The sequence below is a fragment of the Desulfoprunum sp. genome (genome assembly GCF_053613775.1).
In genome coordinates, this window is sequence record NZ_JBSHXH010000008.1 from 667,476 (window position 1) to 681,085 (window position 13,610).

General features: G+C 48.6%; 10 protein-coding genes. 9 read left to right on the top strand and 1 reads right to left on the bottom strand.

Features of this window, described 5'->3' with window-relative positions:
• Positions 1-640: 640 nt before the first annotated feature.
• Complete coding sequence (locus tag ACWGKN_RS17790) at positions 641-2,926, bottom strand: tetratricopeptide repeat protein (RefSeq protein WP_452095711.1); 2,286 nt, start codon at positions 2,924-2,926, stop codon at positions 641-643.
• A gap of 256 nt (positions 2,927-3,182) precedes the next feature.
• On the opposite strand from ACWGKN_RS17790, the gene ACWGKN_RS17795 reads away from it, so the two are divergent.
• The 9 genes from ACWGKN_RS17795 to ACWGKN_RS17835 all read left to right on the top strand — a co-directional run bounded on the left by ACWGKN_RS17795 (position 3,183) and on the right by ACWGKN_RS17835 (position 13,492).
• Positions 3,183-3,902, top strand: a complete 720-nt coding sequence (locus ACWGKN_RS17795; RefSeq protein ID WP_035225668.1) for a polysaccharide biosynthesis/export family protein — start codon at positions 3,183-3,185, stop codon at positions 3,900-3,902.
• Between the two features lie 37 nt (positions 3,903-3,939).
• Entirely contained in the window at positions 3,940-5,445 is a 1,506-nt protein-coding gene (locus ACWGKN_RS17800) for a hypothetical protein (protein WP_452095712.1), read from the top strand.
• Between the two features lie 272 nt (positions 5,446-5,717).
• Positions 5,718-6,737 carry a Gfo/Idh/MocA family protein gene (locus ACWGKN_RS17805; RefSeq protein WP_452095713.1) on the top strand — a complete coding sequence of 340 codons (1,020 nt, stop codon included), beginning with the start codon at positions 5,718-5,720 and terminating at the stop codon, positions 6,735-6,737.
• Positions 6,734-7,777, top strand: coding sequence for a lipid II:glycine glycyltransferase FemX (locus ACWGKN_RS17810; RefSeq protein ID WP_452095714.1), 1,044 nt, complete (start codon positions 6,734-6,736; stop codon positions 7,775-7,777). Before ACWGKN_RS17805 ends, ACWGKN_RS17810 begins: the two co-directional genes overlap by 4 nt.
• 6 nt (positions 7,778-7,783) lie before the next feature.
• Positions 7,784-8,704, top strand: a complete 921-nt coding sequence (locus ACWGKN_RS17815; RefSeq protein WP_452095715.1) for a hypothetical protein — start codon at positions 7,784-7,786, stop codon at positions 8,702-8,704.
• Between the two features lie 41 nt (positions 8,705-8,745).
• Positions 8,746-9,951, top strand: a complete 1,206-nt coding sequence (locus tag ACWGKN_RS17820; protein WP_452095716.1) for a glycosyltransferase family 4 protein — start codon at positions 8,746-8,748, stop codon at positions 9,949-9,951.
• A gap of 220 nt (positions 9,952-10,171) precedes the next feature.
• A complete protein-coding gene (locus ACWGKN_RS17825) occupies positions 10,172-11,128 on the top strand; it encodes a glycosyltransferase family 2 protein (protein WP_452095717.1) in 957 nt (318 codons plus the stop codon).
• A gap of 60 nt (positions 11,129-11,188) precedes the next feature.
• Positions 11,189-12,067, top strand: coding sequence for a glycosyltransferase (locus ACWGKN_RS17830; protein WP_452095718.1), 879 nt, complete (start codon positions 11,189-11,191; stop codon positions 12,065-12,067).
• Between the two features lie 282 nt (positions 12,068-12,349).
• The gene (locus ACWGKN_RS17835; RefSeq protein ID WP_452095719.1) at positions 12,350-13,492 is read left to right on the top strand and encodes an IS110 family transposase; all 1,143 of its coding nucleotides are present in this window, start codon (positions 12,350-12,352) and stop codon (positions 13,490-13,492) included.
• The last annotated feature ends 118 nt before the right edge of the window (positions 13,493-13,610 follow it).

Here is a 13,610-nt window from a genome sequence, read left to right on the forward strand (position 1 = left end):
TTCGTTTTTTTTCTCTGTCATTTCGAGCGCTAGCGAGAAATCTCGTTGTTCCCGGTAGGGCGAAGGCCATGATCCCGCCCCCGCTGTCATTTCGAAGCGAAGCGAGAAAAAATCTCGTGTTGCCGAGGCTGCCTTTCTTGGGGCGGATGATGGCCGCATGAGATCTCTCCCTTTGGTCGAGATGACAGCGGGGGAGGGTCGCGATACCCACCACTGTCATTTCGAGCATTTTTCTTGTCATTTCGATCGCTAGCGAGAAATCTCGTTGTTCCCGGTAGGGCGAAGGTCGTGATAACATCCCCTCTGTCATTTCGAAGCGAAGCGAGAAATCTGTTTTTTCCTGCTGAGGATTACTCCCAGGCCTGCTTGAGATCTCTCCCTTGCGGTCGAGATGACAGCGGGGGAAGGGGGAGATCTCTTGCCACGAAGGACGAGATTTCTCGCTATCGCTCGAAATGACAAGGAGGCAGCTCGAAATGCCAAGGGGCAGGTCGAAATACCAAGGGGCAGGTCGAAATGCCAAGGGGCAGGTCGAAATACCAAGGGGGCAGCTCGAAATGCCAAGGGGCAGGTCGAAATGGCAGTAGGCAGGTCGAGCCGACAGAGGCGGGAAGGCCTGATTACCACGACATGCCGACTTTCATTTTGCAGAAGACTCCCACTGCTTCAGCATCCCCTCCGCCTCACCCCGTTCCTTGAACTCGTCCTTCGACGCCAGCGCCTTCTTCAGCGTCGCGACCGCTTCGTCCTTGTCGCCCTTGCCGTATTGGGCCTGGGCCAGATGCATGGTGATGATCGGGTCATCGGGGCGGTTGTCGAGGGCCTGCTGGAACTGGGCGATGGCCAGCGGATAGGACTGGCGCTGCAGGTGGACGAAGCCGAGGGTGTCGGCGATGTGCGGTTCGTCGGGCATGGCCTGCTTGGCGAGCATCGCCAGGCGCAGGGCCTCGCCGAGATCGCCGTCCTTCTCCGAGGCGATGATCCAGGCCAGGTTGTTGGCGGCAGCGGCGGAATTGGGGTCGAGGGTGAGGACCTTCTTGTACTTCTCCTTGGCCTCCTGGTGCTTGCCCTGGATTTCATACAGGGTGGCAAGCCCCATGTTGGCAGGCAGGGAATCCGGCTGTTTGACCAGCAGCTGGGACAATTCTCCGACCGCCTGGTCGGTTTTGCCCAGGGAGGCCATCAGCCGGGCCGTGACGATGTACGGCTGGGGGTTGTCCGGCGCCAGTTCCTGCGCCTTGTTGAAGGCGGCGATGGCCTCTTCGTTCTTCTTCTGCCGGGCCAGCAGGTCGCCGAGCAGCATGTAGTGGCCGCCGGCTTTGGGGGCCTTGGTGATGTGGTCCTGAACGAAGGCAATGGCCTTGTCCAGGTCCTTGTCCGCCGTCAGGGCCGTCAGGAAGGCCAGGGCCCTGGAGTTGTCGGGAGCGGCCTCGAGGAGGCGGGCGAAGGTCTCCCTGGCCTTGTCCTTGTCCTTCAGCCCGAGGTAGGCGAGGCCGAGGTTGCCGATGAGATCGGTGTCACCGGGCACCTGCTTTAGCATGCCCTCGATCAGCGACACCGCCTCCTTGAACTTCTTGTCCTGGATCAGGGCCTTGGCCAGGATCTTGGCGGCCCCGTAATTGCGGGGGTCGAGCCGCAGGGCGATGGTCGCCTCCTTGCCGGCGGTCTCGCTCTCGCCCTTGATCAGGGCCAGCTGGGCGGCCAGCGCATGGTAGCGGCTGACTCCGGGACCATGCTGGAGGGCCGTGTCGACATCCTTCTGGGCGAGTTCGCCCTCGCCGAGCCCGAGGTGGGCGACGGCCAGGTAGAAGTAGGGTTCGGGCCATTTCGGATAATTGGTGGTCAGCGGTGTCAGGATGTCGACGGCTTCGCGCTTCTTCCCCTCCTTCAGCAGGAACCTGGCCTTGAGGAGGTTGGCACCGCCATGTTCGGGATTCTTGGCCAGGATGGCGTCCATGATCGTTTTCGCCTCATCGGTCTTTTGCCGATCGAACAGCAGTTCGGCCAGGGCTGACTGGTATTCGATCGTATCCGGTTTATCCTTGAGGGCGGCGCGCAGTTCCTTCTCCGCCGCCTCCGCCTGATTCTGCGATTTGTAGAAATCGACCAGCATCAGCCGGTAACGGACATTCTCGGGTTCGAGGGCGATGGCCTTTCTGATTTCCTCGACCGCCTTGGCCGGTTCTTTCTTCGATTGGTACATCGACGCCATCATCAGATGGGCCTGGGCGTTGTCCGGGAACTTCTCCTGGATCGTGGCCAGGAGTTTTTCCGCATCAGCGTTCATCTTCTGCTGCTCGAAAAACAGCAGCAGGGTGCGGTAATTGGCAAAATTATCCGGTCCCAGTTCGATCGCCTTCTCGAACATCGCCCGGCATTCCTGCCACTTCTGCTGGGCGCCGTAGATCCGGCCGCGGATATTGTAGAAGCGGTCGGTCTCGCGCTGCTTGGCGTCAACCTTGGCGACGGCCTCTTCCGCCGCCGGGAAATTGCCGGCGATGAGCTCGATGTTGGCGAGCAGGGCCAGGGCATCGGCATGTTTGGGATCCTTGGCCAGAACCCGGTCGACATATTTGCGGCTCTCCTCCTTGTTGTTGGAGAGCAGCTGGAATTCGGCGACCTTGACCGCGGCATCGAGGTTGTTCGGATCGAGGCTCGCAGTCCGCTGCAGTTCGGCAAAGGCACTGCGGGGATCATTCTGCTGCAGGTACAGGAGGCCGAGCTGGTAGCGGGCGGCGGCGAATTTCGGGTCGATCTGGATGGCGTTGCGCAGTTCGATCACCGCGGCGCTGTTGTCCTTTTGCTTGATGTACTCCAGGGCCTTCTGGTAGTGCTTGTCCTTTTTGGCCTCGGGATTGGAGCAGGCGGCAACGGTGAGCAGCAGCATGCCGATCAGGACGAAGAGCGGGAGTCGGTGTAATCGCATGGTCAGGACCTGTCGTTGTGGGGATGGATGTCGTTTTTTAGAAGAAATGGCTTGCCAAATGCAGCATCTGACGTCAGATATGCAACAGTGTATAAAAAAAACTCACAGTTTCATATGAAAAAGATTATTCTTCCGGGATCGTGATCGGTTTTCCAAGAAATAGTTCCGTTAATCCGGAAAATAATTGGGTTCAACTGGGTGTTCGGGTCTGTTCGAAAAATTTTGCTTATTAAATAAACAAGATGAGGAGAGACACATGAAGAAGATAGCCGCTGTCCTTTTCCTGATTGGCCTGTCGGCCGCACTGGTGCCGGCGATGATCTTCGGGGCGCAGTCGACGGCCGATGTCCCGGCGACCGAAGAATTGAAGGCCAAGGCCAGGGCCGACATCCTTGCCGGCGCCCAGGTGGGTGCGGCTGATACCGATTACCGCATCGGCGCCGGCGATATCCTCGGCATCAGCGTTTACGGCGAAGGCGACATGGCAGTCGCCCCGGTCCAGGGCACGGCGCGGGAAGGCGGCGGCGAGGCGGCCAAAGAAGCCGGCAGCGGGGTCCAGGTCAGGATCGACGGCAAGGTTTCCCTCCGCCACATCGGCGATGTCGAGGCGGCCGGGCTGACCCTGACGCAGCTGGCCGACTACCTGAAGGTCATCTACGCCACGGTGTTCGATGACCCGGTGGTGACGACGGTCCTGGTGCAGAGCAACAGCCAGCGCTATACGGTGATGGGCAAGGTGACGACGCCGGGGGTCTTCCAGCTCGACTATCCGATCACGATCGTTCAGGCCGTCGCCCGGAGCGGCGGGTTCACCGAGTGGGCCAATTCGAAGATCACCCTGGTCCGCAAGGATGGCCCCAAGGACAAGCTTTTCGATGGCAATACCTTTAAATTCGATTATGACGGTTTCATGAAGGGCAAGAACCTGGAACGCAACATCATGGTGCAGCCCGGTGACACCATCATCGTCCATTGAGGCAGGGACATCTGAGAACTTTCACCGAGGTGGATGCATGAAACGATACAGCCTTCCCGTTCTGCTTGCCCTGTTCACCTTGTACCCGTCCACGGACGGCGATGCCGCCGTGGTTGCCGTGCGGGGAGGACTGAGCACCGGGGTCGACATCTATGACCGGCAGTACACGGCTTCCCCGGAAGAACTCGAGGCGGCGGGGGTTACTGTTGATGATGACGAGGATGACTATCAGCGGATCCTGATCCGGCCGCTGATCGCCATTGACAGGAGCACCGAGCGCAGTTCCCTCGGCCTCAGCTACCAGCCCGGTTTTTACTACGATTACGACAACGAGGAGGATGGGGTCAACCACGCCGCCTCGCTGTCCTACCGCAACCAGATGAGCAAGGCTTGGACGCTGTCGGTAATCGACAATCTGCTGCAGTCCGACATTGCGGAAGACACTGCGGTGACGGAGACGAGCGCGGCGCCACAGGATTCAGGAGCGACGGCAACGCCAGCGGCCGCCGGACAGAGTGAGGGCGACCGGATCACGGATAAAGAGGGAAGACGGAAGTACACGACCAACACCCTGCAGTTTCTCTCCGATTACGCCTATGGCCAGGACAGTGTCTTCTCCCTGGGATATGACTATGGGATTCTGCGGAACGATAACGGTGCTAATGACGATTACCAGGACTTTGATCGGCATCAGGCCAGCATTGCGCTGGCCCATCGGTTGGACAGAGAGTGGAAGGCCTCGCTGGGCGGACGGTATGTCCGCGGCCTCTACGACGAGTCGGACAATGGTACACCCGCAACCGCCACAGAATCACAGACGGGGGATGTGGCAAAGGAACCGTCCGACGATCTGAAAGAATATTATGCTGATGCCGGCGTAGAGTACGACGGCATTGCCCGCCACCCGCTGAGCCTGGAATACGGGCTTGCGGTCTATGATTACGATGACGCAGCCCGGGGCGATTCCGAGATCCACGACCTGACCTTCGGCTGGCGTTGGAATCGTTCCCCTCACGTTACCTACAATCTCGGGGCCGGGCCTTCCTATGCCACGACCGACGGCCAGGATGACACCTGGGGTTACAACGGCGAGATCGGCGCCGATTACACTATCGAACGCGGAAGATTTCACCTCGGCGTGCAAAAGGGCCTGGAGCGCCGCAACTTCACCGGCGAGGTCGACGAGAACGGCCTGATCGACTACTGGGACGGCCGGGCCGATTTCTCCTATCAGCTGCTTCAATCAACCACCGTGGCACTGTTTGCCGGCTATCGCGATGAAGACCAGGACGAGGTCGTCCGGGGGGGCGCCACGTTGCCACCGCCCGATGCCGCCCAGCAACTGGAAAACGACCTGATCGAAACGGTGACAACTCAGCGCTTCTATACCGGTTGCTCCTTACGCTACGAGTTCTGGCAGTGGTACGCCCTCGATCTCAGTTACCGGTACGCCGATCAGACCTCCGACGATCCAAGTGATGAATACGATGAGCACCAGATCATGCTGACCCTGTCCTACGCCAAGGAGCTTTTTCGCTGGTAATACAAGACGGTATCGCGAACTTCAACCTGGTCATTTCGACTTTTTGGCCGGTTATCTCGACCTTCCCCCGCTGTCATCTCGACCGCAGGGAGAGATCTCCTGCCACGAAGGTCGATATTTCTCGCTAGCGCTCGAAATGACAACGCAAATTGCCTCATCCTTTCGAAATACAAGTGGAGACGCGGTTGTGTGATTTGTAATTTCACAAAAGGCACAATATACTTAGAATAGAACATATTCAGTGAATACCTTCATGAAAGCAAGGAGAAGAAATGCTTAACATCGGTATTGTCGGTTGCGGTTACTGGGGGCCGAATCTCATTCGTAATTTTAACGCACTCGGGGAGTGCCGGGTCAAAACCATCTGTGACATAGATAACACCCGGTTGGCACGCATGAAGAGTCTCTACCCTGGGACTGAGACGGTCACGGATTTCAATGCAATTGTCAACGATCCGGAGATTCATGCCATTGCCATTGCAACGCCGGTGCATCTGCATTTCGAACTGGCCAAAAAAAGTATGGAAGCCGGCAAACATACTTTAATAGAAAAACCAATGGCCTCCTCGGTTGACGAATGTGTACAGCTTAAAAAACTGGCTGAGAAGAACAAGCTTACCCTGATGGTGGGCCATACCTTTCTCTACTCTCAAACGGTACGGCGCATAAAAGAAATTGTTAAAAGCGGTGATCTGGGCAAGCTCCTCTATATCAGTGCCCGCCGATTGAATCTTGGATTATTCCAAAAAGATATCAACGTGGCGTGGGATCTGGCGCCCCATGATATTTCCATTATCCTCAGTATTATGGAATCGGAGCCGGTTTCGGTTAACTGCCAGGGCAAGGCCCATGTGAATGCGGGAATTGAGGATATAACCAATATGTCCATTGATTTTCAAGACAATGGCTTTGCCACCATTAAAAGCAGCTGGCTTGACCCCAATAAGATAAGAGAAATGACTTTCGTAGGCAGCAAGAGAATGCTGGTCTATAATGATATCGAGCCAAACGAGAAGGTTAAGATCTATGATAAGCGGGTAGAGACACCACCGCATTATGATACCTTCGCTGAATTCCAACACTCCTATCACTATGGTGACATGTATTCGCCCTATATCAAACAGGACGAACCCTTAAAAATAGAATGTCAGCACTTTCTCGACTGCATCAAGACCGGCGACACTCCTCTATCAGGTGCGGAAGAAAGCCTGCGGGTGGTGCAAATCCTTGAGGCTGCCTCTAAATCTCTGAAAAATGGCGGTAACAAAACGGAGATCAAAAAAGTCTCTTGAGTGAAACCGCCACAATTGAAATTATCAATCCGCTCCAATTTACCGGATGGGATAAGCTTTTACAGACACAACCAGAGAGCACTTTTTTTCATTCCTCGCACTGGGCCAGAGTTTTATACGCCACCTATGGCTATACGCCACTCTATTTTGCAGTAAGAGACAATGACAAGCTCTCAGACCTCGTGCCGATAATGGAAATTGATAGTTTTCTGACTGGCAAGAGGGGGGTGTCGCTTCCATTCACCGATTTCTGTCAACCGATTATCAATGATATACTTAGGGCTGATAAATTTTGGAACACCATCAGGGAGTATGGAGAAAAGGCAGACTGGAAATATATCGAAATTAGAGGTGGAGATGGTTTAAATCAAAATATTCCGGTTTCTTCCTGGTGTTATGAACATATAATCATTCTCTCTCAAGGTATGCAACACGTTTATAACAATTTTTGTGACAGTCACAAGAGGAATATCAGGAAGGCTCAAAAAGTTGGAGTGGAAGTAGCCGTATGTGATTCGCTCGAATCAATGAAAGATTTTTACCGTTTGAATGTTATAACAAGAAAGAGGCATGGGCTCCCGCCGCAACCTTTTTCTTTTTTTAAAAACATACATCAATTCGTCATTAAACAAAAACATGGGCTCCTCTTGATAGCCCGCCACCATGGAAAAGCTATTGCCGGGGCACTCTGCTTTCATTTTGGCGATAAAGCAATATATAAGTACGCTGCATCGGATAAACGATGCCAGCATCTGAGAGCAAATAATCTAGTTATATGGAAAGCATTAGAACACTATTCTTGGCATGGATTTTGTAGTTTTAATCTCGGCAGAACGGAGCAGGATCATACAGGATTGAGACAATTTAAGACAGGCTGGGGTGCTAAAGAAACGACGGTTAATTACTATCGGTATTTTTTTCAACACAAAAACATCACTAATGCACCTGCCGTAGCTGGTTGGTATACAAGTTTTTTTAACAAGCTGCCTGCACCAATACTGAAAATTATTGGGATGATCTGCTATCGGCATATAGGTTAAGTAACTTTGATCAATAGTTATTTCATAGATATTTTTTATACTTTAAAGCCTTTTTTGCCGAGAAAAATACAACTCTTCTTAAGAAGAAAGTTGTTGTTCAATAGACTTACCTCCTGCGAGGACATATGGCCAATTGATTCAAGAACCGCAAAACCCCCAGAAAATTGGACCGGGTGGCCGGATAATAAAAAATTTGCACTGGTTCTTACGCACGATGTTGATACAAAAAAAGGATATGACAATGCTGCAACACTTATGAACCTTGACCAGGATATGGGGTTTCGTTCAGCTTTTAACTTTGTCCCGGAACGTGATTATACCCTGTCACCAGATTTGAGGCAGCATTTTAAAAATAATGATTTTGAAATAGGCGTTCACGACCTTAAGCATGATGGCAAACTTTTTAAATCTAAAAATACATTCACAAAAGGTGTTGAACGGATCAATTCATATCTCAAAGAGTGGGATTGCAAAGGGTTTCGTTCTGGTGCAATGCACTGCAATCTGGAATGGATACACCAGTTACATATCGAATATGATGCCTCAACCTTTGACACCGACCCTTTTGAACCAAAACCGGAGAGTCGAAAGACGATATTTCCTTTTTGGGTCGATCCCAATGCCCTTGGCAATGGATTTGTCGAACTGCCATATACCCTGCCACAGGATTTTACCCTCTTTGTCCTGATGCAGGAAAAAAGTATCGCTATCTGGAAAGAGAAATTGGACTGGGTTGTTGAACAGGGCGGTATGGCATTGATCTTGACCCATCCTGATTATATGAACTTTGGTGAGAATGCGCTCGGTCAAGAGGAGTACCCAGTACATTTTTATATCGAACTATTAGAATATATCCGTTCGGAATATGAAGGGGAGTTCTGGCATGCATTACCACGTGAAATGGCAAAATTTTGCAAGAAAGGCTAATTGGCTCCACAAAATAAATTGGAAAAAAAAGAAGCGAAATTATGCATAAAAAGAAACCAAATATTTTGATGATTGTTGAAAATTATTTTCCTGCTGACATACGCGTTAGAAAGGAAGCATATCATCTTAGAGAAAGGATGTGCATTTCTGTTATTGCCCTGAAAAAAAAATCTGAGAAATACTTTGAGAAAGATGGTGATATTATAATATATAGGATTCCTGAATTGCCTGACATGAAATTGGGAAAAATACGTTATATCTTAGAGTATTTTTACTTTACCTTTGTTGCTGTATGTATTTTTCTTTGTTCTGCTCCTTTTAAGAAATACCGGGTAGTTCATGTTCATAACCCTCCAGATACACTTTTTGTTGTTGGCCTTTTAAGTAAACTGTTTGGTATGAAATTTATTTTTGATCATCATGATTTGTCACCCAACTTATATATGTCAAGGTTTTCAGGAAAAAAAGACTTAATATATAATACGCTCATCAAATGTGAGAGGTTTTCTTGCAAATTAGCAGACGCCATAATTGCCACCAATGCGACTTATAAGGAAATTGAGCAGGAAAGACATAATGTCAACTCAGACAAAATTTTTATCGTAAGAAATAACCCAATACTAAAAGACTGTCAGTTAGATGCTGATGACATTAAAAATTCAATGGTTGTAAACAAAAAAAATGATAAGAAAATATTACTCTTTATTGGAGCCATAAACCCTCAGGATGGAGTAGATGAATTATTACAAGCGCTTCATTATCTAGTTCATAACTTGAATGAAAAAAATTTTATTTGTAACGTTGTAGGAGGAGGTGATTCTCTAGCCTCAATGAGGCAAGCTACAACTAAAATGGAACTTGATGAATATGTTAATTTTACAGGAGTAATTTATGATAGAGAGAAAATAAAAGAATATTTATATTTAGCTGACATCGGCGTCGAGCCCGCTCCCAAAAACGAATTGAATATTCATTCTACATTTATCAAAGTTATGGAATATATGGCTGCAGAAAAACCAATAGTGGCATTTGATTTAAAAGAGACCCGGTATTCAACAGGTGGATCTGCCCTATTAACAGAGCCCGGAGATATAGTTGGTTTTGCTAAACATATCCAACAATTGTTGCACGATGAGAAATTGAGTAAAGAATTAGGTTTGGCCGGTTTTGCCAGAATCAGAAATGAATTGAACTGGGATTGCGCTGCAAAAATACTAGATGAAACCTATTCGACACTTTCTTGTTAGCACATTGTTTTTTTGTAAGATTAATCAGATACCTTAGTACCTATGTTAAGGAATTTTAAAGTCGATAATTAATGATGGATATTATTGGCACTACAGATTACAGTTTTTTAAAAAAATGAAAAGAAATTTGAAGATTGAACAGCACTATGAGTGATTCCGTCAAAGTGGAAAACTCCTAATGCGACAGTTTAAGAATTACTAATTTGGGAAAATAGTTTTTATGGTTGATATATCAATAATTATTGTTAGTTGGAATGCAAAAGACTATCTACAAAAATGTTTAGATTCTATTTATAAAGAAAACAAGAAATTCGATATAGAAGTTATTGTAGTTGATAATGCGTCAACCGATGGGTCCCAGGATATGGTTCGGACTCGATTTCCAAAAGTGCAATTAATTTGCAACCATGACAATCTTGGTTTTGCAAAGGCTAATAATATTGGAATTAAGCAGAGTGGTGGAAAATATCTGAGCCTTATAAATTCAGATGTGGAAATTTTACCGGACTGTTTTAATCAACTGTTGTGCTACATGGAAGAAAACCAAGATATTGGTATTCTTGGTCCAAGGATACTTAATTCTGATAAAACATTGCAACGTTCATGTAGAGGTTTTCCTAATCTATGGAATTCGTTTTGTCGTGCTCTTGCGTTAGATAGTATTTTTCCCAAAGTAAAATTATTTTGTGGAGACATGATGTCTTACTGGTCTCACGATACTATCCATGATGTTGATGTGCTTAGTGGATGTTTCTGGTTTATTAACAGAAAAGCATTGAATGACGTCGGTTTGCTTGACGAAATGTTTTTCATCTATTCAGAAGATTTAGACTGGTGTAAAAGGTTTGCTGCTGCTGACTGGAGGAGAACTTACTATCCCTCAGTGCAAGCAATACATTATGGGGGGGCAAGCTCCGAAAATGCCCCAGTGAGGTTTTACCTAGAAATGCAGCGATCAAAGCTATATTATTGGAGAAAACATCATAGTTTTTTTGAGCAAATTGTTTTCTTGCATATAATTTGCTTTCATCATTTAGTAAGAGTTGTTGTAGGTCTATTATCCTATTCAATTGCACCGTCGAGAAGAGAGTCTACTTGCTTCAAGATTAAACGTCATTTGTTTGCATTAAAGTTTCTTTTGAGTAGGAAGCGAGAAGCAATTTCTGTAACTGACTAACCTCTTTTGATTAACTTTTATTTATTTTTTAAAGATTAAAGCAATAATTTTAAAATTCACATGTATAATAATAAAAATATTAAATACGTTGTTGTGACACCAGTTAGAGATGAGGTTGAATATCTTGAAAAAACAATATTCTCAATGGTGTCACAGACTATCCAACCTCTTCAATGGTGGATAGTAGATGATGGTTCCAGCGATGGCACAAAAGAGATAATTCAGAAATATGCAAAGAGCTATGATTGGATCAATGCTGTTTATAGAGCTGATCGGGGTTATAGAAAGTCTGGGGGGGGCGTTATAGAGGCTTTTTATGATGCTTACAATCAGATTACAGTCAAAGAATTTGATTTTATAGTAAAATTAGATGGCGACCTTTCGTTCCAAGAAGATTATTTTGAAATATGTTTTGATTATTTTCTTAAAGACAGTGCATTAGGTATTGGCGGGGGAACTGTCTATAGTTCAGTTAATGGAAAATTGGTGACAGAAAAAGATCCCATTTTTCACGTACGAGGTGCTACAAAAATCTATAAGGAAAAATGTTGGGAAGAAATTGGTGGTTTAATCAAAGCACCGGGATGGGACACCTTAGATGAAATTAAAGCAAATATGCTGGGTTACAAAACCAGGCGATTTAACGATTTAAAGTTAATACAGCATAAGCCTACCGGTTCCGCAGATGGTATCTGGAGAAATTGGTATAAAAATGGGATGGCAAATTATATTACGGGTTATCATCCTCTTTTTATGCTAGGTAAATGCAGTAAAAGAATGTTCGAAAAGCCATATTTTATCATGTCGTTTGCACTTCTGAGTGGGTTTTTTGGAGGGTATCTTGGCAAAATACCCCAGGTCGCTGATAAAAAATTGATAAAATATCTTAGAAAGGAACAAATGAAAAAAATGTTTGGAATGAAAACGATCTGGAAATAAAGCTTAGCGTCCATTGAACCAACTTTTTTCACACAAGCTTTTGTGTTATGATGGAACATCGTAAAACATATGTCAATATACTACTGGGAAAAGTGTTCCCCTGAAAATATGGACGAGTTTCGTGGGTAATCAGAAAGAAAATTGAATTGGTTTAGAAAGAAAATTGAATTGGTTTAGACATAATGGCTGTCAGTGAAAGAAAAGACCTGCCCCTTGCCAACGTGGGTTATGTTGTGAGCGAAAGTTGTTCACCCCACAGAACCACAACCAAGGAGGCAGGTCATGAGGAAGAATACCATATTTGTCGGTCTCGATGTGCACAAAAACTCCATTGATGTTGCATTAGCCGATGCAGGCCGAGACGGAGACGTATGGTTCTATGGCAGCATTAGCGGCGATCTTGCATCGCTGCACAAGGTTGTCCGCAAGTTGCAAAGCACAGGAGGCGCTGGCCTGCGGTTGGTCTATGAAGCAGGCCCCTGCGGATACGATATCTACCGCTCTTTGACAAAAATGGGGCTCGACTGTATCGTGGCAGCCCCGTCAAAGATACCGCGAAAAAGTGGCGATCGAATCAAGAACGATCGCCGCGACGCGCTGAATCTGGCCCGGTTGCACCGCGCGGGCGAACTGACGGCGGTGTACGTTCCAACCACCGACGATGAAGCCATGCGCGACCTGACCCGTGGCCGGGAGGATGCGGTCAAGGCTCATCGCGTGGCCCGCCAGGTGCTGTTGGCCTTTCTTCTGCGCCATGGTTACCGCTACAGCGGGCTGTCGTATTGGAGCAAGGCCCACTGGGGATGGATCGCCGACATCAAGATGCCGCATCGGGCACAGCAGATCGCCCTCCAGGAATATGTCCATGCGGTCCACGAGCAGTTGGAGCGAGTGCAGCGTCTCACCCGGCAAATCCAGGAGTTGGTGGCGCAGTGGCGTCTGGCGCCGCTGGTAAACGCCTTGCAGGCGCTGCGCGGCGTCTCCCTGATCGTTGCCGCAACCACCGTCGCCGAACTTGGTGACCTGACCCGTTTCGACTCGGCCAAACAACTCATGGCCTACCTGGGTCTTATACCCAGCGAACACTCCTCTGGCGAAACGGTCAAACGCGGAGGCATCACCAAGACCGGCAATGGCCATGTCCGGAGGACGCTCACTGAAGCGGCCCATACGTACTGTCACCCGGCTAGGGAAAGCCGAGTCCTGCTGGCTCGACTGGAGGGTTTGCCCCAAGAGGTTCGACAGATAGCCTGGAAAGCCCAGATCCGGCTCTGTGGCCGATTCAAAAGACTGATGGCCAGAGGCAAGAACCGCAATACCGTGATTACGGCAACGGCTCGCGAACTTGCCGCTTTCATGTGGGCCATCGCCCGGGCAATTCTTCCGGCGCCCGAGGAATGGGTTCGATCAAATTCAGACCTTTAAGAACCCGGGGATCAAACCCGCTGTCGATCTTGCTGCTGCTCCGACGAGCTTTTACGAGGAGCCCATTCTCACATCAGCAAGATCGACAGCTCCCTCGGGGGTAGATTGACAGGCAATA

What these genes read in the sequence shown, in the direction of transcription:
- ACWGKN_RS17790 (WP_452095711.1), bottom strand. Translation starts at nt 2,926, where the DNA reads ATGCGATTACACCGACTCCCGCTCTTCGTCCTGATCGGCATGCTGCTG.
- ACWGKN_RS17805 (WP_452095713.1), top strand. Translation starts at nt 5,718, where the DNA reads ATGCTTAACATCGGTATTGTCGGTTGCGGTTACTGGGGGCCGAATCTC.
- ACWGKN_RS17830 (WP_452095718.1), top strand. Translation starts at nt 11,189, where the DNA reads ATGTATAATAATAAAAATATTAAATACGTTGTTGTGACACCAGTTAGA.
- ACWGKN_RS17825 (WP_452095717.1), top strand. Translation starts at nt 10,172, where the DNA reads ATGGTTGATATATCAATAATTATTGTTAGTTGGAATGCAAAAGACTAT.
- ACWGKN_RS17835 (WP_452095719.1), top strand. Translation starts at nt 12,350, where the DNA reads ATGAGGAAGAATACCATATTTGTCGGTCTCGATGTGCACAAAAACTCC.
- ACWGKN_RS17820 (WP_452095716.1), top strand. Translation starts at nt 8,746, where the DNA reads ATGCATAAAAAGAAACCAAATATTTTGATGATTGTTGAAAATTATTTT.
- ACWGKN_RS17795 (WP_035225668.1), top strand. Translation starts at nt 3,183, where the DNA reads ATGAAGAAGATAGCCGCTGTCCTTTTCCTGATTGGCCTGTCGGCCGCA.
- ACWGKN_RS17800 (WP_452095712.1), top strand. Translation starts at nt 3,940, where the DNA reads ATGAAACGATACAGCCTTCCCGTTCTGCTTGCCCTGTTCACCTTGTAC.